19 protein-coding genes and 5 pseudogenes are annotated in these 23900 nt (G+C 69.5%); 15 read left to right on the top strand and 9 right to left on the bottom strand.

From position 1 onward, the window contains the following. Positions 1 to 402: 402 nt before the first annotated feature. Positions 403 to 709: pseudogene (locus tag AB0J12_RS13825) on the top strand (GNAT family N-acetyltransferase); the annotation flags it as partial. A 349-nt stretch (positions 710 to 1058) separates the two neighbouring features. Here the strand turns inward: AB0J12_RS13825 and AB0J12_RS13820 are convergent. The 5 genes and pseudogenes from AB0J12_RS13820 to AB0J12_RS13800 form a co-directional block, all read right to left on the bottom strand. Further along, positions 1059 to 1343, bottom strand: a complete 285-nt coding sequence (locus tag AB0J12_RS13820; protein ID WP_363264582.1) for a DUF2199 domain-containing protein — start codon at positions 1341 to 1343, stop codon at positions 1059 to 1061. Continuing rightward, positions 1250 to 1555 (bottom strand): annotated as a pseudogene (locus tag AB0J12_RS13815) (DUF2199 domain-containing protein). Before AB0J12_RS13815 ends, AB0J12_RS13820 begins: the two are co-directional and overlap by 94 nt. Positions 1556 to 1990: 435 nt before the next feature. Beyond that, a complete protein-coding gene (locus AB0J12_RS13810; protein WP_363264484.1) occupies positions 1991 to 3229 on the bottom strand; it encodes an Ig-like domain-containing protein in 1239 nt (412 codons plus the stop codon). Between the two features lie 625 nt (positions 3230 to 3854). Further along, positions 3855 to 4652 (bottom strand): maleylpyruvate isomerase family mycothiol-dependent enzyme, encoded by a 798-nt coding sequence (locus tag AB0J12_RS13805; RefSeq protein ID WP_363264483.1) that lies wholly within the window; start codon positions 4650 to 4652, stop codon positions 3855 to 3857. A 28-nt stretch (positions 4653 to 4680) separates the two neighbouring features. Further along, positions 4681 to 6177: an MFS transporter gene (locus tag AB0J12_RS13800; RefSeq protein WP_363264482.1), complete on the bottom strand. Its 1497-nt coding sequence runs from the start codon at positions 6175 to 6177 to the stop codon at positions 4681 to 4683. 167 nt (positions 6178 to 6344) lie between these two features. On the opposite strand from AB0J12_RS13800, the gene AB0J12_RS13795 reads away from it, so the two are divergent. Further along, on the top strand, positions 6345 to 6791 hold the full coding sequence (locus AB0J12_RS13795; RefSeq protein WP_363264481.1) for a MarR family transcriptional regulator: 447 nt from the start codon (positions 6345 to 6347) through the stop codon (positions 6789 to 6791). A gap of 101 nt (positions 6792 to 6892) precedes the next feature. Here AB0J12_RS13795 and AB0J12_RS13790 read toward each other — a convergent pair whose 3' ends face one another. After that, the gene (locus tag AB0J12_RS13790; RefSeq protein WP_363264480.1) at positions 6893 to 7075 is read right to left on the bottom strand and encodes a hypothetical protein; all 183 of its coding nucleotides are present in this window, start codon (positions 7073 to 7075) and stop codon (positions 6893 to 6895) included. Between the two features lie 17 nt (positions 7076 to 7092). Here AB0J12_RS13790 and AB0J12_RS13785 point away from each other — a divergent pair, with 17 nt between their 5' ends. The 3 genes and pseudogenes from AB0J12_RS13785 (at position 7093) to AB0J12_RS13775 (ending at position 8558) form a co-directional block, all read left to right on the top strand. Then, positions 7093 to 7482 carry a hypothetical protein gene (locus tag AB0J12_RS13785; protein WP_363264479.1) on the top strand — a complete coding sequence of 130 codons (390 nt, stop codon included), beginning with the start codon at positions 7093 to 7095 and terminating at the stop codon, positions 7480 to 7482. An 82-nt stretch (positions 7483 to 7564) separates the two neighbouring features. Then, positions 7565 to 8149, top strand: coding sequence for a dihydrofolate reductase family protein (locus AB0J12_RS13780; RefSeq protein WP_363264581.1), 585 nt, complete (start codon positions 7565 to 7567; stop codon positions 8147 to 8149). Then, a pseudogene (locus AB0J12_RS13775) lies at positions 8146 to 8558 on the top strand (VOC family protein). Before AB0J12_RS13780 ends, AB0J12_RS13775 begins: the two are co-directional and overlap by 4 nt. Before the next feature lie 298 nt (positions 8559 to 8856). Here AB0J12_RS13775 and AB0J12_RS13770 read toward each other — a convergent pair. Beyond that, complete coding sequence (locus tag AB0J12_RS13770) at positions 8857 to 9717, bottom strand: SDR family oxidoreductase (RefSeq protein ID WP_363264478.1); 861 nt, start codon at positions 9715 to 9717, stop codon at positions 8857 to 8859. A gap of 82 nt (positions 9718 to 9799) precedes the next feature. On the opposite strand from AB0J12_RS13770, the gene AB0J12_RS13765 reads away from it, so the two are divergent. Next, positions 9800 to 10762, top strand: coding sequence for an AraC family transcriptional regulator (locus AB0J12_RS13765; RefSeq protein WP_363264477.1), 963 nt, complete (start codon positions 9800 to 9802; stop codon positions 10760 to 10762). A 365-nt stretch (positions 10763 to 11127) separates the two neighbouring features. Here AB0J12_RS13765 and AB0J12_RS13760 read toward each other — a convergent pair whose 3' ends face one another. Then, positions 11128 to 12099: an SDR family NAD(P)-dependent oxidoreductase gene (locus tag AB0J12_RS13760; RefSeq protein WP_363264476.1), complete on the bottom strand. Its 972-nt coding sequence runs from the start codon at positions 12097 to 12099 to the stop codon at positions 11128 to 11130. 55 nt (positions 12100 to 12154) lie between these two features. Between AB0J12_RS13760 and AB0J12_RS13755 the strand changes: the two genes are divergently transcribed. From AB0J12_RS13755 to AB0J12_RS13740, 4 genes are all read left to right on the top strand, one after another. Beyond that, positions 12155 to 12577, top strand: a complete 423-nt coding sequence (locus AB0J12_RS13755) for a MerR family transcriptional regulator (protein WP_363264475.1) — start codon at positions 12155 to 12157, stop codon at positions 12575 to 12577. 333 nt (positions 12578 to 12910) lie between these two features. Continuing rightward, a complete protein-coding gene (locus tag AB0J12_RS13750) occupies positions 12911 to 13381 on the top strand; it encodes a DIP1984 family protein (RefSeq protein ID WP_363264474.1) in 471 nt (156 codons plus the stop codon). Positions 13382 to 14347: 966 nt separating this feature from the next. Continuing rightward, positions 14348 to 16213 carry an alpha/beta fold hydrolase gene (locus AB0J12_RS13745; RefSeq protein ID WP_363264473.1) on the top strand — a complete coding sequence of 622 codons (1866 nt, stop codon included), beginning with the start codon at positions 14348 to 14350 and terminating at the stop codon, positions 16211 to 16213. 103 nt (positions 16214 to 16316) lie between these two features. Next, positions 16317 to 17849, top strand: coding sequence for a serine hydrolase domain-containing protein (locus tag AB0J12_RS13740; protein WP_363264472.1), 1533 nt, complete (start codon positions 16317 to 16319; stop codon positions 17847 to 17849). Positions 17850 to 18083: 234 nt separating this feature from the next. Here the strand turns inward: AB0J12_RS13740 and AB0J12_RS13735 are convergent. After that, a pseudogene (locus AB0J12_RS13735) lies at positions 18084 to 18458 on the bottom strand (hypothetical protein); the annotation flags it as partial. A gap of 389 nt (positions 18459 to 18847) precedes the next feature. On the opposite strand from AB0J12_RS13735, the gene AB0J12_RS13730 reads away from it, so the two are divergent. The 5 genes and pseudogenes from AB0J12_RS13730 (at position 18848) to AB0J12_RS13710 (ending at position 23877) form a co-directional block, all read left to right on the top strand. After that, on the top strand, positions 18848 to 19450 hold the full coding sequence (locus AB0J12_RS13730) for a hypothetical protein (RefSeq protein ID WP_363264471.1): 603 nt from the start codon (positions 18848 to 18850) through the stop codon (positions 19448 to 19450). 99 nt (positions 19451 to 19549) lie between these two features. Continuing rightward, positions 19550 to 19777 (top strand): annotated as a pseudogene (locus AB0J12_RS13725) (leucine zipper domain-containing protein); the annotation flags it as partial. Between the two features lie 297 nt (positions 19778 to 20074). Further along, entirely contained in the window at positions 20075 to 21781 is a 1707-nt protein-coding gene (locus AB0J12_RS13720) for a thiamine pyrophosphate-binding protein (protein WP_363264470.1), read from the top strand. 2 nt (positions 21782 to 21783) lie between these two features. Beyond that, a complete protein-coding gene (locus AB0J12_RS13715; RefSeq protein WP_363264469.1) occupies positions 21784 to 22998 on the top strand; it encodes a CoA transferase in 1215 nt (404 codons plus the stop codon). A 36-nt stretch (positions 22999 to 23034) separates the two neighbouring features. Continuing rightward, a complete protein-coding gene (locus AB0J12_RS13710) occupies positions 23035 to 23877 on the top strand; it encodes a cyclase family protein (RefSeq protein WP_363264468.1) in 843 nt (280 codons plus the stop codon). Positions 23878 to 23900: the final 23 nt, after the last annotated feature.

Genomic DNA, 23900 nt, shown 5'->3' with positions numbered 1-23900 from the left:
GTGCGTCCGGCCAGCGAACAGAGGTGGGGCAAGGCCCTTGCCGAAGTTCCATCAGGACACCGCCTGGCGCAGTTGCATACCTATCCCGCGGCGCGCCGCTTGCATACGCCGAAGGTCCACGCGTCACCCTTGCGTCCGACAACGTGGCGCGAGGCACCCCTCAGTGCCGCCCTGTCCGGCTGATGCTGCGGCCACGGGGAGCGAACGTGTACCGGCGATGGCCGTCGATGAACGGAGCCTGAGAGACCGGTCCGGTACAAATGTTTCCCGTATGTCGCCGCCGACGTCAGAGTCGGCGGGCTGCCGGTGCTGACGAGCCTGCTCGCGGCGGCGACGGATCGGGCTCCCCAGACGGGGAGAAGGTGACACGCCTGGCCGCCAGGTCGTGCCTCGGCGGAGGGCGACCCGGACTGCTGGCGGGCTGCCTGGAGCGGGCGGGACATGATCGGAGTGGCCCTCTGCTCCATCTGTCGTCACGACCGCACCGTGGGCGAGGTCGAGGAGCTGAGCGTCCGAAACGGACGAGCGACGTCTCGGGATCGGCCGAGCCCTGTTCCTGGACGGGCTGCAAAGCCTTCGCGAGCACGGTGCAACGACGGCCCGGCTGTACACCGGCACGGCAAACCCGCACCGGTCCTACGATCTCTACGAGAGTGTGGGTTTCCGGCGGCAGAACGAGTACGTGCGGTACCGCAAGCCGCTCGCATGACCGGCCCACGGCGGCCCCACCTGTCCGGCCACCGCGTAGCGCGCCCATGCCTGGACATGACGTGGCGGAGGCAGACCACGCCGAGTCCGCGGGTCGTTGGCTCGGCCGGCCGCCGTCCGGCCGAACTGCGCGCGCTCCTGCGGCTGTTGCCACGGCTGCTCGCAACAGCTTGGTCGGCTTCGCACCGGTGCCGAAGTGGCCGAGGAGTGGCTCGGGAACTCGTTCACCTGCCAGGAGACCAGCCGGCCCTGCCGGGAGAGGTGAGGCCGGCCTGGTCGATGCGGTAGCGGTCGCCGTCTTGGCCCCGCGTCCCCGGCAAGACGCGGCCGGGCCCGAGACAGGGCGCAGGCTACCCGTGCGCCGGCCACGTGGGCGGTGAGCTCCACTGCTGCTCGTCGCCCGAGTGGAGCACGGCCGCCGCGATCTCCGGAACGCGGTCCAGGGTGATCCCCGTGCGCTGTTCGACGGCGAGGGGGTGGTCCGTGGGCTCCAGCTCGACGAAGGGTCGCTCACCGAGCGGACGGGTGTGGACGTGCGTCTTCAGGTTGAGGGTCGTGGTCGGGTAGACCGGAAGGTCGGTGGTGAGCCAGCCGAAGTACGGCCTCTCGGCCTCGCGGCCGGGGGTGTCCCACAGAGATCTGCGGCCCGGGAGAAGTTCTCGTGGCTGAGCGAGACCCAGACCCCCCAGGAGAACACCTCCTCGCCGCCGATCACCGGTATCTCGATCAGGCCCTAGACGAAGTAGTGCTGCCCGCGGACCACGCACTCGTCCGAGGAGAGCAAACAGTCGTCGGCGTCCACGAAGGCCGGATCCCACACGGCCGGAGCCTCGGCCGTGTAGTTCATCGGTAGTCCAGGGTGGTCGGCCTCGCAGCACGTGCAGGTGAACCCGAGAGCACTGATCATGGGGTCGGAGCCTACTCACGGCCTCCGGCATCACCTCGGGCGGTTCCCCCTCCTGTCCGGTGCCGTGCGGGCAAACGATCTCGCTCAGTCACTGTGACGAGCGAGCTACCGGGGCCATTCGGCCGACTGATCCTCGCGGATGGCGATCCCGGCCGCTCGCCGGAGTGCTGGCTGATACGCCTGCGTGATCGACGACGTGCCGGAGGTCTTCCGCCCATACGTCACGCAGCCTGCCTTCTGCGACGAGCGAGGTCGTGACGGCCGTCGCGGCCTTCACCGTGGACACGGACGGTGGAGCGGGCCGTACAGCGGCGGCAGTGACGGAACGTGAAAATGTGGCCGTCCTCGTCCGAGCTTGTGGAAGACGACTTGACGTCAGTCGGTCGCGCTGCCCGCGACCCACTCGCGCCACGGCATGTTCCAGTCGCTGAGGCCGTTGTCCGGGGCCAGCATCGTCTTGTCCTGGGAGTTCTTGACGATCACGACGTCACCGATCATCGAGTTGTCGAAGAACCACGCGGCGGGCTGTTTGCCGTCACCGCTCCTGGCGTCCCTCAGGCCCACGCAACCGTGGCTGGTGTTGACCTTGCCGAAGACCGAGTCGGCACTCCAGAAGTTGCCGTGGATGAAGGTGCCCGAGTCGGTCAGGCGCATGGCGTGCGGTACGGCCTCGATGTTGTACGAGGGTTTGCCGTTCTTCTCCGTGAGGCCGACGCTCGCGCCATCCATACGGATGTGCCGGAACTTCTCGGAGATCACCATCTGACCGTTGTACGTCGGGTGCTCGGCGCTGCCGGACGAGATCGGGATGGTCTTGATCGCCCTGCCGTTCCGCACGACGGTCATCCGTTTCGTCCCGGCGTCGACCGTGCTGATCTGGCTGCGGCCGACCTTGAACGTGACCGTTTTCCGGACGCCGTGAAGGTAGAGCTTGACGGTGACGGTGGAGCCGGGCTTCCAGTAGTTTCGCGGGCGGAAGTCCAGGCGGCCGTCGTCGAACCAATGGCCGACGACCCGCTGGCCGCTGCTGGATTCGACCTGGATCCGCGACTGCATGGCGGCCTTGTCGCTGATCGCCGTGTCGAAGTCGACCGTCACCGGCATGCCGACGCCGACGGTCGAGCCGTTCTCCGGGGAGAGGTGCCCGATGAAGTCGTTGGCCGGGGAGACCGTGGTGATCGTCGCATTTTCGGTGGCGGAGCGGTGCTGGGCATCTTCGGCTTCTGCGGCGACCTGGTACTCGGTGGCCCGCTCGAGTCGGCCGTCCGGCTTCCAGGACGTCCCGTCCGCGGACAGGGTGCCCGGGATCTCGGCGCCGGTCGCGACGGCGGTCATCGTCACTTTGGTGAGCTTGCCGCTACTGACGGTGACCTTGACGGGGTAGCTGATCGCAACGTCGTGGGCGCCTTGCCCGGGAGTGATCTTTATCCGGGCATCGGAAGCGTCCTGGGCGACCGTCTGTTTCACCGTGGTGTGCAGTGTCGGGCGGCTCCCGGCGTCATTGCCGCCGGTGGCAGCACTGCTGGTACCGCTGAGGGCGGCAGCCGCGAGCACGCCGCCGATGACGCCGACCGCAGCGGTCAGACTGGTGCGTCGTTTACGTGCCGTGATCAAGCGCTTTCCCTGCCGTTGGTTCCACGAGCTCCGGAAACTGGTCACCTCAGGAGTGAAATCAGTCCGTAAATCACTTATACGCATTCATTCGCGCTCATCGGGTGAATTGTGGTGAAGGACACCCACTCGCAATGCGAGCCTGGCCGGGTGCGGTGCACCAGGCCGGCGTCGCCAAGGACTTCTCCCTTGGGGCGGTGGGGTGCGCCGGCAGCGCAAGGCGCACCTTGCCCCACACCGGATCCTGCCGCGGCGCGAGGTGGCCCTTGGCCCGCCGGTAGGACCGCAGCGCGGCGAGCTCGGCCTCCCACGAGGAGCCGTTGGAGCCGCCGCCCGGCCATGAGCCGGACGGGGCCAAGGCGGTCGCATCCTAGGTGCCGGCCCCTCCGCCGCCGGTTGAGCTGGCCGTGGTCGCCAGCACCATCAGCTGGCACCGCCGGCGGCACCAGCCGTCGAGGCCGTGTACGAGGCTGGGACGGTTTTGCCGCGAACAACTCATGCGGGAACGCGAGTTCTTCGTCGACGAACACAACGAGCAGCTCTGCGAACGGGATTTCTCCCTCTGCGAGCACCGAACCTCTTCTGTCCTGAATGCGGCGCCGGAGCTCCAGGTCGGCCCGCCTGCCGTTCAGAAGGCGGAGTTGGCGAACCAGTGGGTCAGCAGGTCCTCGTCCCCCTCGTGAGCGAAGGCCTGCGCACGGTAGGACAGGCGGCCGTAGACGAGCAGGACGAGGTCGGCTGCGGTTCCCCGCACGGTCGCGTCAGCGGATTCCGCGGCTGCGCCGACCGCGTCCAGGCCGAAGCCGTCGGGCCGCAGGCGAACGAGCCAGGCGTCGTCGCCGTCGGTCGTACGGAAGCGGATGGTCCTGTCGGGGCCGCGCAGATCGGCCACCTTAGGGGCAAAGGAGGTGGCGAAGGGCAGATTGACGAGGAACTCGTCGATCCCGTCGACGGCGAGGGAACGGTCGATCGCGGGCCGGAGGCCGAGGGCGAGCTCGGCGTCGGCCCGGTGCAGCAGCGTCTCGAAGAGCATGCGGCGGGCCCAGAAGCGGGCGTGCTGGTCGACGCCCCACGCCCACATCGGCAGGTCCGGGTCCGTGGCGGCGAAGGCGTCGGCGGCCACGGTCGCGCTCTCGGCCAGCCAGTCGGGGTATCCGTCCTCCCGCTCCGGGAGCCGCAGGTCCACCTCACGCGTGCGCGGAGGCTCCTGGATACGCGACCGCAGCAGGACCGAGAACCAGCGTTGGACGCTGCCCGTGTGCTTGACCAGGTCGGCCAGTGTCCAGCCGGGGCAGCTGGGCACAGCGGTGGCCAGGTCGGCGTCACTGAGCGTGGCGACGAACCGTGCGGTCTCCGCCGCGACCCCCGCGCGGTGATCGACCTGCGGGACGAGGGAAGCGTGGTGGGTGTGTTCGGACATGTTCATCGTGAGTGCCTTTCCGGGAAGGTGCGGGTCAGCCGGACAGCTGGTCGAGGACGGCCCGGGAACGGCTTTCGGTGGCCTTCCTCAGGACGGGCGTGCGAGGCGCGTGCGCCGACTTGATGCCGACGAGCGAAACGGCGACAACCAGGCCGAAGGCCACGCCGGCGATCGCGAAGCCGATCGTGAACTGGCTCTCCTGGGGCAGTGCGGGCATGCCGTCCGGCAGCGGGATGGTCTTCGACGCCAGCAGCGTGGTGATCACCGCGCTGGCGACGGCGCTGCCGACCGAGCGGGAGATGGAGTTGATGCCGTTGGCAATGCCGGACTGGTGGGCGGGAACGCTTGCCACGATGAGGGCGGGCATGGCGGCGTAACCGAAGCTGATCGCGAGACCGATGACCATGCCCGCGCCGATCACCGAGCCAGACCTTTCGTGCGCCATGGTCAGCCACGTGAATCCGACCACGCCGAAGCAGGCCCCGGCGGCCAGGGTGACGCGCGCGCCGAGCCGGCGCACCAGCACACCGCCGAACTGTGAACCCACGAGCGAGACAAGAGTGGTCGGAAGCAGATACACGACGGACGCTCCGAGCACGGAGGCGCCGAAGCCGTAGCCCGCGATGTCCTCTGGCACCTGGACGAGGTAGGAGACGCCGATGAACTGGGCGAACATCGCGAAACCCAGCAACAGACCGGCCAGGTTGGTGAACAGAACGGGCCGGTGAGTGAACATCTCCATGTCCACCATGGGTTCCGTGACCCGGCTCTCGGTCATGACCCACACCGCTGCCATGACGACCGCCCCGGCGAAGGAGCCGAGGGTACGGCCGGACGTCCATCCCCACTCGTGCCCCTGCGAGACGGGCAGGAGCAGCAGCACGAGCAGCGCTCCCAGGGTGACCGCGCCCAGCCAGTCCGTCCGCCCTCCCGTTGCCGCCCGGGAAGCGGGCACTGCGAACCACACGCCCGCCAGCGCCACCACCGCGAGCGCCGCCGCGAGCCAGAAGACCCGGTGGTAGTCGGGGTCGGTGCCCCGCGTGAGGAGTCCCGCGCCGACCAGCGCGAGCCCGCTGCCGAACGCGAGGGTGCCACTGACCAGCGCCATGGCACCGGGCAGTTTCGCCGACTCGATCTCCTCGCGCAGGAGGGAGAGGGCGAGCGGAAAGATCGCGGTAGCCGCTCCCTGCAACACCCGGCCTACGATCAGCCAGGTCAACGAGGTGGTCGTGGCGGCGAGCACCGAGCCGGCGACCATCACGAGCAGAGCACCGACCAGGGTGCTCTTCTTGCCGTGCTGGTCGCCGAAGCGGCCGAGCAGCGGAGTGAAGACGGCGGCCGACAGAAGCGTGGCGGTGGTCACCCAGCTCACGTTCGCAGTGGTGGCCTGGAGATCATTCTGGATGATGCCCAGGATCGGGACGACCAACGTCTGCATCATCGAGACGACCATCGCGGCGAGCCCCAGAGTGACGACCAGCACGCTGTCCGGTGCGCGCCTCCGGCCCGCCGTGCGCGGTGCTTGTGACACGGAATCTCTTCCTTGGTGAGACCTCGGCCTCGGCGACCGCATGGCAGGCCGAAGCTGAGGAACAACGAAACTTGACAACGTTGAAACTTGAGAACTTCAAGCAATTGCCGATGACCGTAGCCAGCAATATTTGAGATCGTCAAGTTTTCAGGCGTAGGGTGACGCACATGACAGCACTCCCCCGCGTCGACTCCGCCCGGCTCATGGAGCTGCTCTCGGTGTCACTGGCCGCCTACTACGGCGACTTCACGGTGGCCGCCGCCGGCGAGAACCTCACGGCCAGCCAGGGCAAGACACTCAATGTGCTGCGCCGGGGACCGGCCTCCATGAGCACGTTGGCCACCACCCTGACCTGCGACGCCTCCAACATGACCGGGATCGTGGACCGGCTGGAGAAACGTGGCCTGGTGCGCCGGGAACCGAGCGCCTCCGATCGGCGCGTCAAGAACGTCGTCCTCACCGCGGAAGGCGAGCGGGTCATCGACGTGATCCGCAGCAACATGCACCACACGCTCGCGGGACTGGACGGACTGGACGAACAGGAGCAGCACACCCTGGGCGCCCTGCTGGAGCGCGTCTTCACCAGGCAGCCCGCTCCCGCCGCCCGACCCTGAGGTGGCCCACGGGCCTGCCCCGAAGCGGCCGCGGCCGGGCAGCTCACCACAGTGGGCGAGCTGCCCGGCACTTCAGGGCACGTTTTCTCGATGTACGGCGCTCAGACGCCGGCGGGCTTGCCCGGACCCGGCACGTTACGGAAACGGAACGGCTCCGGGGCACGGCCGGCCTGGATGAACCAGCACTCCCCCGTGCCGTCCCCGGTGACGATCCGCAGCACCGTGTCCGCGACGAGCTCGGCGGGGATGACCGGCAGCCCCTGCTCGGAGAGCAGGCCACGCAAGAGGTCGTACCGGTGCGGTGCTCGCCACCGCATCCCTGGTGCTGACCGTCTGCTCCAGCACACCCGACGCCCCAGCCCCCACGCCCACCGCGCACCCCGTCTTCAGCCAGAAGCTGGACCGCCAGATCTTCCTCGCGCTGCGCCGGACCCAACAGGCGGGTAATGCCGCCTTCACCCAGACGATCACCTTCGCGTCAAAGAAGGGCCGGGCGGTGCAGACGCTCAGCGGACGGCTGGACTTCGCGCAGGGAGCGGTCGTGACGATGCCGAAGCGGAAGCTGTCGCCAGGGCTCTCGAAGGCCGTACGGGACACCGCCCTCGGGCTGATCCCCGGACGGTCCCGGCGGTCCCGGCCCAGCGCAAGGCCCGTCGCGGGTCACAGGGCGATGAGTTTGCCTGCTGCCTGAAGTCTTTCACTTCGACACTCCCGCCCCGATGGGGCGAGAAGCGGAGCATCCCCATGCCATGGGCGAGGAGATGGAAACCAGAATGAGTAATCCGATTCGGCTGTACATGTCGATGTCGCTCGACGGCTTCGTCGCCGGTCCGGACGATCGGCCGGGCCAGGAGCTCGGACGCGCCGGTGGACGTCTTTTCAACTGGCTCGACGACCGGGAATCCGACGGTCCCAGCGGACAGGTCTATCGCGAGGCGCTGGCGACCGGCGCGGTGATCTCCGGCCGTCGGACCTTCGAACTCGCCGGGCGTTGGCAGGGCGACCACCACGACGGTGTGCCGATCTTCGTCCTCACCCACCAGGTGGATGACGGGGACGTGCCACCCGGCCACGCGCGATTCGTCACCGACGTCGAGGACTTCGCCCGTCAGGCTCGCGCGGCCGCCGGGGACCGGCCGGTCATGGTCCATGGGGCGGGCGCGGCCCAAGCGCTCCTACGAGCCGGGCACATGGACGAGATGGAGATCCACCTGGTTCCGGTCCTCCTCGGGGACGGCCGACGGCTGTTCGACCACCTCGGTGACGATCACATCGAACTCGACCTCGTCCGACGGCTCGAGGACCGAGACGTCACGCACCTGCGCTACCGAGTGCGCCGGCCCGAGGAGGCCGCGTGAAGACGCTCTTCGTCTCCTACCGCGTCACCGACCTGGACCGCTCGCTCGGTTTCTACACCGCCCTGGGCTATGTCGAGCTGGGCAGGGTCGAGGCCGGCGACCGGAGTCACCTCGTGATCCTCAAGTTCCCCGGCGAACCGGCGGCCTCGCTCGACTGGTCCACCGCCCCGAAGGTGGACGCGTCGACGTGGGCACCGGTTTCGACCACCTCGCGATCCAGGTGGACACACTGGCCGCCACCCTGGAGCGCCTGACCGACGCCGGCCTGAAGCCGGGACCTGTCCAGAACCCGGGCGGCCCTCAGGGCCCGAAGACGTCGTGGCTCACCGACCCGGACGGCTACCGGATCGAGTTGGTGGAGTGGCCGCCCGGACACCCCGACGGCATCACCGCCGCGGACTTCTCCTGATCGGTCGGGTGAGCGGGGTCAAGATGCTTCGCCCCGGGACGGGCGGGACGCAGCCCGAAGCCGACATCCCACCCGTCCACGGGTCTTGACGATTGCTCACCACCACAGTGCGGCCACCGGCTTCCTTCGAGCAGCAGTCCCGTCGCCCTCCGGGACAGGGGCTTACAGGCGAGTACCGGCAGCGATGCGGTCCTGGAGACTGCGACGGCCCGGCGGCCCATGGGAAGCTCATGTCATCACCGAGCCATCACCGGGGCCGGCGAACCTCCGAGTGCCAGCGTCGGCACACGGCCGCCGGTCAAGCCGGGCTGTCGGTGGCGGGTCGGCTCCAGCAACCTGCGGCGGCAGCCTCGGCGACGAAGTCCTTGAACGACGTGGGCGGCCGGCCGAGCGCCCGTTCAACGCCGTCGGAGACGTCCGCGCCCCGGCCGTCGCGGATGTCCACGAGCAGGCCGGTGAGCAGGCGGGCGACGTCCGCGGGCACGCCTTCGGCGACCATGCGGTCCACGTAGGCCTCGGGACCGACATCGAGGTGACGGACCGTCCGACCGGTGGCAGCGGCGATCAGGTCAGCCGCCTCGCTGAAACCGATCGCCTGCGGGCCGGTCAGCTGGTAGGTCTGCCCACTGTGACGGTCATCGGTCAGCGCCGCGGCGGCGACCTCGGCGATGTCCTCGGCGTCGACGAACGGCGTGCGGCCGTCACCGGTGGGCAGGGCGAGGGTTCCGGCCAGGACACCCGGAAGCCAGAAGGACTCGCTGAAGTTCTGTGCGAACCAGTCGGGTTGCAGGATGGTCCAGTCGACACCGGAGTCACGTACGGCCCGTTCGGCGGCCTTGAGCGGGTGGGCGTCGTCGGCCCGGCCGACGCCGTGGGCGGAGAGCAGCACCAGCCGGCGCACGCCCGCGGCGACCGCATCGGTCACCAGGCGCGGGATACGCGCCTGCTGGTCCGGGCCGGGCTGCAGGTTGGGCTCTACGAGGTAGACAGCGGCGGCGCCTTCGAGGGCGGGCGCCCAGGTCGCCGGGTTGTCCAGGTCGAAGTGAGTGTCGCCGCCGGTGCGGGACGCGGTGCGGACGGGGCTGCCCATGGCCGTCAGGCGGCGGGCGATACGGCGGCCGGTCGTGCCGGTGCCGCCGAGAACGAGGATGTTCTTCATGCCCTCCAGACAACCCCGGTGGACACAGACGATCCATGGGAGAACGTCGCCGATGCCTTTGCGATCGTCTAGCGTGACCGGCATGGACGTCCTGAGCGATCTGCTGCACCGGGCCCGTGCGAGGAACGCGCAGATCCGGCAGCTGATCCAGCGGCCGCCATGGTCGATGACCTTCGCCGACGCTCCTTCGCTCACGGTCGTGGCCACCCTCGGCGGCCACGCGTCGGTCCGGCTCGACGACGACCCGCAGGCCGCGCCGGCGCGGTTGGCCGCCGGGGACATCGCCCTGATCAGCGGCACCGACCGGTACACGATCGCCGACTCCCCGGACACCCCGCCGCAGGTGGTGATCCGAGGCGGAAGGAAGCACGTCGTCGACAGCGGGACGGCGGCCCGGCAGAGCCTGGCACCCCGCACCTACGGGGACGGACTGCCTGGCGCCACCACCCTGCTCCGGGGAGCCTATGAACTCCGCGGCGACGTGGGCGAGCGACTGCTGAACATGCTCCCGCCCCTGGCCGTCGTGCCCGCCGGACCCCACACCACCCGGGCGGCGCTGGACCTGCTCGCCACCGAGGCAGCCCACGAGGAGCCCGGCCAGGACGCCGTCCTTAACCGTCTGCTGGACCTCGTACTGGTGCTGGCGTTGCGCGCCTGGTGCGCCCGGCCGCAGGCCGAACTCCCTTCCTGGTACAGGGCACTGGCCACCCCGGCCGTCGGCGACGCGCTGCGGCTGCTGCACGAGGACCCGGCACACCGATGGACGGTCGCCGAGCTGGCCGCGCGGGTCGGCCAGTCCCGGGCCACCTTTGCCGCGCGCTTCACCGACGCGGTCGGCGAGCCACCGCTCACCTACCTCACCGGCTGGCGGATGGCCCTGGCAGCGGATCTGCTGCGCGACACGGAGGAAACCATCGCCGCGGTGGCGCGCGAGGTCGGGTACGAGGATGCGTTCGCGTTCAGTGTCGCGTTCAAGCGGGCCCGTGGGGTCAGTCCCTCGGACTGGCGGCGGAAGGTGCGCTCGGGTCAGCGGTTCACTTCATGACGGATGATCGGACGGGGTGGCCTGCGCACTGTCTGCTCAGTGCCTTGCCGGCCCCGCCGACCACGTATCGGCACAGGCCGCTGCACTCGTCCAGCTCGCGAAGACGTTTATGACAGCCGCGATTTCGGTGTGTTCACAAGGCGATGTTGAGCCACTCCACAACCTCGAATGCCGTGGCCTCGGCGACCGGCTTGTGCAGGACGTGTCCGTCGCTCCGCTCCCTCCGGCTCCGGCTCCGGCTCCGGCTCCGGCGACATCCGATCGCCGGGTGACCTGGCTCGGGTTGGCCGCGATGAGGCCGAAGTCTTTCCGTCCCGCGCCGAGTACCCCAGCGGCGCGCAGCCCGGCGCATGCAGAGCACGGGTTCATCGCATGACCGCGGTGGCGCCGGTCGCCGCGACGGACAGTTCCCACAGCCGTGCGGCTGCGTCGGGGTCGATGGCGTAGGCGCGGACGCCGCCGTCGTCCATGGGCGCGGCGGCGGCGGAGACGGGTGCAACGTCGCAGTCTTCGAGATAGAGCCCGCCGCGGCCGTCGAGGAGGGGGGAGGTGGCGGCCCACAGACCGGTGGCGGCGCCTTGGGAGGGTGTCTTGAAGTCGGCGCCGATCACGGTGCCGTGCTCGTCCACCCAGCCACGGTCGATCTGTTCCTGGAGAGTCATCTCTCGCTGAAGGCCGGTGATGATCTTGCCCGGGTGGAGGGCGAACGTCCGAACGCCGTCGTTGCGCCCGAGGGCGTCGAGCTGCACGGCGAACAGGGCGTTGGCGGTCTTGGCCTGGCCGTAGGCCAGCCACTTGTCGTAGCCGGTGCGAAAGTGCGGGTCGTGCCAGCGGATGTCGGTCAGGGTGTGCCCGGCGGAGCTGTTGACGACGACGCGCGCACCGCCGGCGGCGGCCAGGAGCGGGTAGAGCTCACAGGCGAGGGTGAAGTGCCCGAAGTGGTTGACGGCGAGCTGGCCTTCCCAGCCGGGCCCGACGCGGCGTTCAGGGGTGGCCATGACGCCGGCGACGGCCATGAGGAGGTCGAGCCTGCTGAGGGAGTCATTGATCTGTGCGGTGGCGGCGCGCACACTGTCGAGGTCCGCCAGGTCCATGGGGATGACTTCACAGCCATCCACATCTGCGAGGGCGGCGCGGGCGAGGCCGGGCCGGCGTGCCGGAACGATGACCCGGGCCCCGGCAGCCGCCAGGCCCCGGGTGGTTTCCAGACCGAGTCCGGAGTAGCCCCCGGTCACGACGGCAATTGCGCCGGAGAGGTCGAGGCCGGCGATGACGTCTCCCGCGGTGCTGGTGGCAGAGAAGGGCGAGCCGAGCGGCTGCTGATCGGTGATGGTCATGCCGACAACGCTAGGAACTGGAGTGAGGTCTAGATCAAGTCCTAGGCTGGGCGGCATGGCAACTGTCGAATCCCGCGCGGAGCCGCTGAGCATCGGCGAGGTGTCCGAACGGACCGGACTCAGCGTGCATGCACTGCGCTTCTACGAGCGCGAGGGCCTGCTGGTCGGATCGGTCCAGCGCACCGCGGGCGGACGGCGGCGGTACACCACCGCCGATGTCGACTGGCTGCTGATCTGCGTGAAATTGCGTGAATCCGGCATGCCGCTGGCCGACCTCAAACAATTCGCCGAGCTGGTACGGCATGGCCCGGGCAACGAGGCAGAACGGCTGCAGCTCCTCGACGCCCATCAGCAACGCGTCGAGGCACAGATCCAGGCGCTGGAGGAGTGTCGCTCAGTTATCGCCTGGAAGGTCGGCGTCTACGCTGAACACCTTGCTCGCGGCGAGGCCGGCGGACTCTGGGACCCGACAGTCTGAGACAAGGACGGACATGGCCGCGTCTTGTCTGCCTGCCGATGCCGTCAACAACGTCCTTACCGGCAAAGGCTAGTTGTCACCAGGGCAGGCGGGCTGTCACCAGAACTGCCGGAGGGGGCGCGCCAGGCTGACCATCGGTGTCCTGTCGCGCGGAAACTGTCGGATTCCCACCCATCTTCGTTCGCGCTGTCGGCTTCTCTTTCGTGGCGCACGACCGGCTGTCCGCTCGCACCAAGTGGCTGGTCAGGGCTCCGGCGGATCCAATTCCAGGTGTGCATCAGCCGGTTGGCACTCGTATACTCGTGCGACCTCATGGAGGGGAGGCGGGAAACAGTGAAGCTTGCTGAGGCACTGGCAGAACGTGCGGAGGCGATGCGCCGTGTAGAACAACTGCGAGCGCGTGTCGTCAGTAGTGCGAGGTTCCAGGAAGGGGAGACACCCGCCGAGGATGCAGCTCAGTTGTTGGCTGAGGCCGGTGAGGTGCTGGACGCTCTGGAAACGTTGATCCGGCGGATCAACCGCACCAACGCCACTGTGGAGATGGGTCAGGACGGCACGCTCACCGATGCCCTCGCGCGCCGGGATGTACTGCGGTTGCGTCACTCTGTGGTCACCGCGGCGGCGGACGCGGCCGCGGGCAAGGGCGAGCGGGGATACGGCCGGCAACTGCGGTCCGAGCTGATGATGCTTTCCGCGCTTCCGGTCGCAGAACTACGCGGTCAGGCGGATGCGCTCGCCCGGGAGATCCGCGAGGTCGATGTGCGGATCCAGCGTACGAACTGGGAGGCTGACCTGCTGGACTGAGCAGTCCGGCAAGCTGGGACGATGTGGAGCAGGTAGCAGCGTCGGAGGCGTGCACACACCGAGGGCCGGCGGTTTTTCCAGCCCACTCCTGGCGCGTGAAGAGCAACGCGGGGGTTCGATTCCCCTTATAACAGTGCAGCTCAGCACCGCGTACAGGTAACAGTGCACACCGCACAGCACATCACCACGTGCAGATCCGAGGCGGCGAGGGCGGGTTCGGGGCTTTCCACATCGCAGCACCATGGGCAACGGCGATCTCCGTCGGACGCTGTTGGCGATTCTGATGGTGTTGAGGATCTATCGCGAACGTGACGTCCGCGGAAGTCGGTCGTTTGAGAACGCTCGTCACCGGCTGTCTCGAACGGTCCGGCAACCACGCAAGTAGGCTGCCCGCCACACACGCCGGACGCTGTGCGACAGGACGATCGGGACCGCTGTGCGGCTCAGGCCGCCGATGAGACCGCAGAGTGAGCTGTACGCGGCCTCAACGCCAGTTCGCCGGTGAGGCTCTGCGCCGTGTCGGACGACGTCGTCCATGTGAACCCCTCGGCCTGTGCCGGCCACCGCCGGAACGCTCCGAAGCCGGGGTAGGACCAGGAGACGTCCAGGCTGCTGGTGTCCTCGTCTTCCGGGAACAGAACGAGCCCCCTATGTCGGCGGCCGGCGGCATCATCGACGACCTCGGCCGTCGCTCGCGTTCCAGCCCCGCAGACGGTTCGGCCGGAGGCCGTCGGAACGTGACACGCGGTTCGGGAACTCTTTCGGCCCTTGGCTCTCTGCGGCCCGCGGTCGCCGCTCAGCGAGGGCACCGTCGCCGCCGGCGGGCGCGTGTATGACCCCATTGGGCCTGCTGGAGTGCGGGGCACGGGTGGTCTTCGCAGCATGGCGTGTGACGACCTCAACCATTTGGTGACGAGTTCGATCGGTGCCGGTGCGTTGCCGCCGGTACCGGTTCGGAAGGACGACATGCCCATACGCAACCGCGGCACGGCTGCCGCAGCCGCCATGTTCCTGGTCGGCTTGACGGTGCTGTGCGCGGCCCCGGCCCACGGCGCGTCCGGCCTGGAAACCGCCCGCCAGAAGCCCGCAGCGAGGGAGGGCGACCCCCCGCTCATCAGCCGGCCACAGCCCGGTCTGTCGCCGGGACGGACGGCCGGTGCGTCCCTGCTCCCACGCGCGAAGGCCGGCACGCACACCGTCACCTCTGGAAACACGCTGTGGGACATCGCCCAGCAGACCCTCGGAAACGCACTGCGGTGGGACAGCGTCTACACCCTCAACCGGCAGAGCATCGAGGATGAGGCCCGTCGGCACGGGTACGCCTCCAGTGACCAGGGCCACTGGATCTTTCCGGGAACCGTGCTCTCCCTGCCCCAGCCCCCGCCCGCGCGGACACAGCCGTCATCACGGTTCGAACCCGCTCCGTGCCCGACCACCTACGGAGTACTGAAGGGCACCCACTGCGGCTTCCTCGTCGTACCGGAAAACCGGGCCCGTCCCTCCACGCGAACCCTTCGACTGGCCGTCGCGCTCGTCCGCTCGGCATCGCAGAGGCCGCGCCCCGATCCGATCGTGTTCTTCGCCGGCGGGCCCGGCGCGGACGCCCTGGGGAACATATCGGAACTCACCGAGGCCGGGCTGAACCGCGACCGTGACCTGGTCGTCCTTTCCCAGCGCGGTACGTTCTCGTCCCAGCGGCCGCTGACGTGTCCTGAGATCGACCGGTTCTACGGGGAGCGCGTCCACCTCCTCTACGACGCACCATCCACCGGAGACCGATACGCCCAGGCGGCGGCCCGGTGCCGCGAGCGCCTGACATCCCAGGGAGTCGATCCGGCTGCCTACAACACCAGCGAGAACGCCGCCGACGTGGCGGATCTGCGCAGGGCCCTGGGCATCCGGCAGTGGAACGTCCTCTCGCATTCCTACGGGACGCAACTGGCGCTGACCTACATGCGCATGTTCCCCGAAGGGATCCGCTCCGTGACCGTCGACGGCGTCGTACCGCCGTCCGTGGCGACGCCCGGGTGGACGTGGAGCAGCATGAGGGAGTCGTTCGACAACATCGTGAGCGCCTGCGCGGCCCAGCCCTCCTGCCGGCAGCGCTACCCGGACGTCGGTGCCACCTTCCTGCGCATGGTGCGTCAGCTGGAGGCCCGTCCGGTCACCACGCACGTGACGGTTCCGCAGGTCGGAACGGTGAAGGTGGTCCTCGACGGCGGGGCGCTGCTGAACTGGCTGGTTCGTGCCAGTCACGCCCCCGACACCTTCCCGTCGGGCGTGGACGAGTTGGCCCACGGCCACCCCGAGCGCATCGCCGAGCAGTGGGCGGCCGCCTGGCTTCCCGGCTCGCAAGGGATGTTCGCTCACGGGTTGTCGCTGAGCGTCTGGTGCAGCGAATGGGTTCCGTTCGAGACCCCCGACGAGCAGCTCACCAAGGGGCTGCGAGCCTTTCCCGAGCTCCCCCGCTCGGTCCTGGCACAGGCGCCGCAGCTGCCGTTCCTGCGGCAGGCGTGCCAGGCCTGGGACGTCCCGAAGGCACCCGACTCGGTTCGTGCGGTCACTCGGAGCAGCATCCCCACCCTTGCCATCTCCGGCAGTTTCGACGCCCAGACCGGGGCTCAGTGGGGGCGCTATGTCGCCCGGGCGCTCTCCCGCTCCACGGTGGTGACCCTGGCCGGTGTCGCCCACGGGACGTTCGACCACCCGTGCGGGGCAAAGGTGATCACTTCCTTCTTCGACGACCCTGAGAACCCGGACACCCGATGCGTGAGCTCCGTGAAACCGGCGCGGTTCGTCATCGACAGTGAGGGAGCCGGTACCGGTGGATGAGGACCTGCTGTCGGCCGGCTCCGACACCGTGCGCTCCGCGTCGCCTGGACTTCCCGGGCCCTCGCGGTGGTCTCGCCGCGGCTTTCTGAGCACTGCGGCAGCGGTGGGCTGCGCGACCGTCTCCCTGGGGCCGGCGGCGACGTCGGCCGCGTCCCCACGATCCGCTGTACAGGGCGGCGGCACCGGCGACGCCGACGGCACGGAGACCTCACTGTTCAGCGCCCTCGACGCCAAGATCGAGGAGGCCATGCGGGCGTACGCGATTCCCGGAGCGGCGGTGGGTGTGCTCCTGGACGGCCAGGAGTACGTCAAGGGGTACGGGATCACCAATGTCGACCATCCGGTCCCGGTCGACGGTGACACCGTCTTCCGGGTCGGGTCGACCACCAAGACCTTCACCGGCACGACAATCATGCGGCTGGTCGAGCGGGGCGAGGTCGAGCTGGACGCCCCGGTGCGCCGCTACCTCCCCGATTTCACGGTCGCCGACCCGTATGCGTCGGCGCAGGTCACCGTGCGGCAGTTGCTCAATCACAGTGCCGGGTGGCTGGGCGACGACTACCAGGACTTCGGCCCGGGCGACGACGCGCTGGCCCGCTTCGTCGCGTCGATGGCCCGGTTGCCGCAACTCACCGCCCCAGGAGAGGTGTTCGCCTACAACAACGCGGCGCTGTGCGTGGCCGGCCGGATCATCGAGGTGGTGACGGGCACAACCTACGAGGCGGCGGTGCGCAAACTGGTCATCGATCCGCTCGGGCTCGACCACAGCCGCTTCTCGAGTGACGAGATCGTGGGTTTCAACGTCGCGGCGTCACACAACGTCGTCGACGGCAAGGCCGTGCTGGAGCCGTCCTTCTGGCCCCAGCCGCGCAGCCTCGCGCCGACCGGCGGCCTGATCTCCAGCGTGCGCGACCAGCTGAGCTGGGCCCGCTTCCACCTCGGAGACGGCACGGCCCCCGACGGCACACGACTGCTGAGCAGACAATCGCTGGAACAGATGCGCTCCCGACCCGGCCCTGGCGGCACGCTGGTCGTGGAACTCGACGGCATGGGAGTCACCTGGATGCTGCGCCCGACGGCGCAGGGACCACGGATCGTGCAGCACGGCGGGACCTGGCCGGGCCAGATCTCGGGCTTCGTGATGGTTCCCAGCCGCGGCTTCGCACTGACCCTGCTGACCAACTCGGAAGGCGGGACCCGGCTCAGGGACGAACTGTTCACCGACGACTGGGCCCTCAGCCGGTTCGCCGGGGTGACCAACCTGCCGGCCACGGCCAAGGCCTTGAGCGGCCAGGAACTGGCACCCTACGAGGGCCGTTACATGGCACAGCGCATCAACGACAAGGGCGCCGTGGAGGACGCCGTCATCACACTGGCCCGGCACGACGGACGGCTGCGCGGTACCCAGACGGTCCAACACTCAACCAGAGACCCCGGAGTCGCCTCCGACCAAGAGGACGCGGTCGAGGACCAGACCAGCGAGGTCGGACTCGCCTTCTACCGAAAGGACTTCGCACTGGACCTCGACCCCGACGGCAGACCGGTCGGCACCCGCTCCGACTTCGTGCGCGGACCCGACGGGAAGGTGGCCTGGTGGCGCAACCACGGACGGCTGCACCGCCACCAGATGCCCTGACGGACACGAACGGAGGACGGCGGAACCCACGGGGACCGTGATGGAGGCCGTGGCCGCCGCGTGGGGGTAGCCGAGCGTGGTGGCCGTGGCGGCACGGAGACGGTGGTGCCGGAGCGGGGCGGGAGGGTCCGGTCGACAGCTGACAGGGCGAGGATGGAGCGTGCGGCACCTGGCGGGCTCGAGCGCCCAGCGAGACGATGCGCAGGACGCGTCGGCCGTGCGGACCGAGGGCTGCTATGCGCAGAACTCCTGCTCCGTAGCCCGCTGTTGCAAGATGTGCTGATCCGGGGCCTGCTGCTGCGGGGGTTCGTGTTCCGGGGCTTCGGACGCGGAGGAGCGGGTCACGATCCGGGAGGTCGGCCTGGTGAGCCGCAGGGCGATGGCGACTGTGGCCAGGGCGAGGGCGGTCATGGCGGCGCCGGCCCAGGCCGGGGAGGCGTAGCCGAGGCCGGCGTCGATGACGGAGCCGCCGAGCCAGGGGCCGCCGGTGTTGCCCAGGTTGAACGCCGCGGTGGTGGCGGCGCCGGCGAGAGTCGGGGCGGCGCCTGCGACGTTGAACATCCCGGCGTTGAGGGCAGGCGCGGTGTGGAACGCGGACACGCCGAGGAGGCGGCGGGCAGCCTCCCCAGCGTGTGTGCCACCCGGAGGCCGCCCTCATGCGGGAAGCATCATCCGCGAGGACGAGCGGCTGCGCGCCAGCTGACCGCCATCTGATCGGGTACGGAAGGAACAGAGCGATGCTTGCGGAGTCAGCAGCGGTTCGCCGCCTGCCGTGCGCACCCAGCACGTCCACGCCGATCGCGCGCACGCGGCCCAGCGCGATTCCGGTGAAATGAACGTTGTCATCGGCTAATCCCATGTGGACGTTGGGGTTTCCGGGTTTGTGGTGCCCCGCGGAGGCCGGCCCGAGCTCGGTGCGCAGGCAGCCGAGAACCACTTCCCGGCGTCGAGCCGTATCTCGGTCGCCTGGCCGGGTCGGGCCTGGCAGGGTGTCCGTCATGAGTTCGGAGCCCACGCACACCGGCCCGGTCCGCCACCGCGATCACGGCCAGTGGCTCGTCCAGTTCACCGGACGGGTGCTGGTGGTGTGCCCAAGGTGCGGTGGCCGCGGGCTCGTCGTGCCCGTGCCCGGCGTCGCGGCGCCGAAGTACTTCAGCGCCCTGCTCTTCCAGCCGCGCCGCCTCGCCTGCGCCGAATGCGGCGCGGTCGCCGACTGGACGGCCCAGGAGCGGGGAACCGGCTTGGTGGGCGCAGTGCCCGGCGGCACCGAGGATCCCTTCTTCCGGCGCCCGCTGTGGCTTCAGACCCGCTGCGCGGGACGGATTCTGTGGGCCTACAACGAGAACCATGTCGACGCCCTCGACGCCTACGTACGCGCCCGCCTGCGCGAGCGTCAGGCCTCCCCCACGATGGCGATGTTCGCCCGGCTGCCGACTTGGATGAAGTCCTCCAAGCGTCGTGGTGAAGTACTGGCCGGACTGTCGACGCTCCGTGCCCTTGCCCGGCTCTCGGCCCCTGCGGAGCGTTCCGACGCGGCTCACGAACGTGGTGACCGCCCGCGCCACCACGGCAGCATGCTCTTCCGCGGCGGCCCGTACTAGGCGTATTGATCACGAGCGTTGTTAACAGGGCCGGGGTCTTGATCATAGCGAAGACCTCCGGTGTGGTGGAGGTGTCGCGACGGTCACACGGAGGCCTTCGTGTCCCACCGTAATGCCCGCCTGACCGTTCACGGCAGACGGATCTTGGTCGAACGCGTCCTGTCCGGCCGTCCCGTCGCGCACGTGGCGGCCGAGATGGGCATAGCGCGGCCCACCGCCCACAAGTGGATCCGCCGCTGGCGGGCCGAGGGCGAGGCCGGCCTGCACGACCGCTCCAGCAAGCCCCGAACCACACCCCGCCGCACACCGCCCGCGGTCGAGGCCCGGGACTCGCGGCGACGCCGTGCCCGGTCCTCGCACTCGGCCGACAGGGGGCACCTGGCCCTGGCGATGCCGGCCGGCGGGAGCGCGGCGGGCCGTGCGGGCCCCGGCGGGTGGAGCGCCCGAGAGTGTGCGCGGAGCCCGGAGCGTCCAGTACAGGCAGGCATGAGCGCCCGCCCTCCGGGACGGCGGCAGATCGCCCCTCCATTCCTTACTTGACATATGCCCCGCACGTGCTCTCAATGGAAATATCTAGACAACTAGATAGATTTTGCTTTGGGGTGCGGAACGAAGGCAGGGGTCATGTCTGGGTCGGTCACCGGTGGAGAGCTCGTCGTGAGAATGCTGGAGTCGTTGGGCGTCCGGACGGTCTTCGGGGTGCCGGGTGGCCAGACGCTCTCCATCACGGACGCGATCCTGGCCTCGCCCGCGATCGAGTTCGTCACCGCCCGGCACGAGAACGCGGCGGCCGTCATGGCGGACGCCTACGGCCGGCTGACGGGGACGCCGGGGGTGTGCCTGGCGACGACGGGCCCGGGGGCGACCAACCTGCTCACCGGGGTGGGCGGGGCGGTGAGGGATTCCAGCCCGATGCTGGTGCTGACCTGCAACAACGCCGGTGAGAACATCCACCGGGACGACGCCCAGAACGCCGATCACGTCGAGCTGTTCCGGCCCCTGACCAAATTCAGCCGCCTGGTGGCACATCCGAGCGCACTGTGCCAGGCCGTGGAGGAGGCCTATCTGAACGCGATGTCCGGCAATCCCGGGCCGGCTCATCTGGACTTCGCCCGGGACACCATCGAAGGGCCGGTGGCCGATGCGGACGCTGCGGTGCCCGAAGGGGAGCATCCGATGCGCCGGTGGGTGGTGCAGCGTCCGCGCGCCGATGTCCGCGCACTGGCCGATGTCGCCGGGCGGCTCGCGCGGGCCGAGCGGCCGGTGCTGTGGCTGGGCAACGGCTGCAACCGCTCCGGCGCGGGCGGGGCCGCGCTGGCGCTGGCCGAGACCCTGCGGATACCGGTGATCACGACGTTCAACGGCATCGGTACCGTGCCGACCACGCATCCCCTGGTCTTCGGGGCGCTGAGCCGGATGGGCACCCGGCTGTCCAGCCGTGTCATGGCCGACGCCGATCTGGTGCTCGCGGTGGGCAACAGCCTCAACGCCGTCTCGACGGGCCGGTGGCGGATGGACCTGCCGCAGGTGATCCAGATCGACGTGGACCCCGCCATGCTGGGCCGTTACTACGGCCGCCGGACCACCGGGGTCGTCGCGGACGCGAAGGCCACGCTGGAGGAACTCCACGCGCTGCTGGCCGGCCGGGCCGACGAGTTCTCCGCCCGCCGCTCGGCCTGGATAGCCGAGCTGGAACAGGCCGAAGAGCTGTGGTGGCAGGAGCCGGGCGCCGTGGCGTCGGCGCACACGGAGGGCCTGTCCCCCGCGGACGTCGTCTTGCGGCTGCGCTCCTCCGCGCCCGACGAGACCCTGCTCATCCCGGACGCAGGGAATCCGGGTGTGTGGTCGTATCTGTGGCAGATCCGGCAGCCGGGCAGCTACATCAAGCCGGTGGGCTTCGGGAACATGGGCTTCGCCGTCCCCGCCGCCGTCGCTGCGGCCGTGGCCGCCCCCGAGCGCCCCGTCGTGGCCCTGGTCGGGGACGGTTCGCTCGGCATGAGTCTGGCGGAGCTGGAGACATTGGTGCGGGTGGGGGGCCGCGTCGCGGTCGTCGTACTCAACGACGCCGGTTACGGCAACATCCGTCAGGAACAGATCGTCCACTACGACAACCGGACCATCGGCGTGGACTTCGGGCCGTCGGACTATGCCCAGGTCGCTCGCGGTCTGGGCCTGCCGGCCGAGCGGACCACCGGCTTGGAAGAGCTCGCCAAGCACGTCGCGGAAACGCTGGAGGGCCGCACGCCCGCTCTCTTCGACGTCCCCATCGACCGGAGCGTCAACGCCTGGACCTACCCCGCCTTCCGCCCCTACGAGCCGGAGGAGGGCTGATCATGACCGACAGCACCGCCCGCGACACCGGCGCTTCCGGCGCACTGAACGGAATCAGGGTGCTGGACCTGTCGCGGTTCATCGCGGGACCGCTGTGCTGCCAGCTGCTCGGCGACATGGGCGCCGAGGTCATCAAGATCGAGCGGCCCAGCGGCGAGGACGCCCGCAAGCACGCCCCCTTCCACCGCCAGCACAGCGTCTACACGATGGTCTACAACCGCAACAAGTACGGGGCCACGCTGGACACCCGCCGCCCCGAGGCACTGGCGCTGCTGGAGGACCTGGTCCGGCGCAGCGACATCGTGGTGGAGAACTACCGTCCCGGGACCATGGAGGCGATGGGCCTGCCCTACCGGCGACTGCAGGAGCTGCGCCCCGGCATCATCCTGGTGTCCATCTCCGGGTTCGGGCAGACCGGGCCGCTCGCTCGCCGGGCCCTCTTCGACGCCATCGCGCAGGCCACGTCCGGGCTGATGAGCCTCACCGGTCCGCCGGACGGTGAGCCCACCCTGACGGGCACGTACATCGCCGACTACATCGCCGGGTTCCACGGGGCGATGGGGGCGATGCTCGCCCTGCTGCACCGGGACCGCACCGGCCAGGGACAACACGTCGACGTGGCGTCCCTGGACGCGCTGTTCGCCTCTCTGGGCACGCGGCCCAGTGCCTACGCCATGCTGGGCGAGCATCCGCGGCGCAACGGTTCCCGCGACCTGCTCACCGGCCCGGCCAACGTCTTTCCCACCGTCGACGGCTACGTCTACATCCACGCCGGGACCGACCCCCTCTTTCCCAGGCTGTGCCGGGCGATCGGCCGTGAGGACCTCCTGGACGACGAGAGGTTCGCCTCGGTTCCGGGCCGTATGGCGCACATCGAGGAGCTCGAGGAAGCCGTCGCCGCCTGGACCAAGAGCCGCCCCTGCGACGAGATCGCGCAGGTCCTGCAGGAGGCCGGCATCCCGTTCGGGAAGGTCAGCGACATCCCCGAAGTCGTCGACTCCGAGCAGATCAAAGCGCGGGAGATGATGCTCGACGTCGAGCACCCCGTCCTGGGCACCCTGCGTCTGCCGGGCATCCCGATCAAGATGACCGCCTCTCCCGGGTCGGTGCGCAAGGCACCACCCCTGGTGGGCGAGGACAACGACCACGTCTACGGGGAGCTGCTGGGACGGTCCGAGGAGGAGATCACCCGGCTGAAGTCCCGGGGGGTGATCTGAGTGAACACCTCCGCGCACCGCCCCACGGATCTCCACGTGGACCCTTCCGCCCTTGCCCTGGCCGGTCAGGGCCGGGTGTTCGACCTGTCCTCCGGGTGGTGGCCCGGGATGCCGCTGGCACCCGGGCACCCGCCGTTCCAGGTCCTCACCTTCCGGACACCGGCCGGTGAGCGCGCCCAAGGCGCCCGCGGCGAGCTGGAGTTTCTGCGGGACAACGCCTCCCGGTTCGGGTTCATCTCCGAAATCCTCTCGTTCTGCGCCCACTCCGGCACCCATATCGATGCCCTGGCGCACATCACGTCAGGTGAGAACGACGAGTGGTACGGCGGCTACTCAGCGCACGAGTACCTCGGCGACTACGGCCCCCTCACCCACGACGCGTCGACGCTGCCACCCCTGCTGTGCAGAGCGGTCCTCGTGGACGCGCCCGGCGCGCTGGGGCGTGAAACGCTGCGGCCCCACCAGCACATCGACCCGGACCTGATCCTGCTGGCGCTCAAACGGCAGCAGGTGCGGATCGAGGAGGGCGACGTACTGCTGCTGCGCACCGGCACCATGAAGCACTGGCCGGACACCGAGGCGATGGCCGCGGTCCAGGGAGCCGGGCTCGACCTGGACGGTGCGCGCATGCTCGCCCAGTACCGGCCGGCCGCCGTCGGCAGTGACACGGCAGCCGTCGAGGTCTCCCCCTCCGGCGTCCAGGGCGAACCCCAGCCGGTGCACCGGCTCCTGATCCGGGACCTCGGCATCCCCCTCATGGAATGGGTCTACCTCGAGGAACTCGCCGCGGCGGCAGTCCATGAGTTCCTGATGCTCTGCCTCCCACTCGCCATCACCGGCGCGACCGGCTCGCCCGTACGGCCCGTCGCGATCGCCTGATCCACCATCCGCCCGTCACAGGA

It is taken from the genome of Streptomyces sp. NPDC049915 (assembly GCF_040656475.1).
Classification (GTDB): domain Bacteria; phylum Actinomycetota; class Actinomycetes; order Streptomycetales; family Streptomycetaceae; genus Streptomyces.
This window is presented reverse-complemented; position numbering and strand designations above follow the sequence as displayed.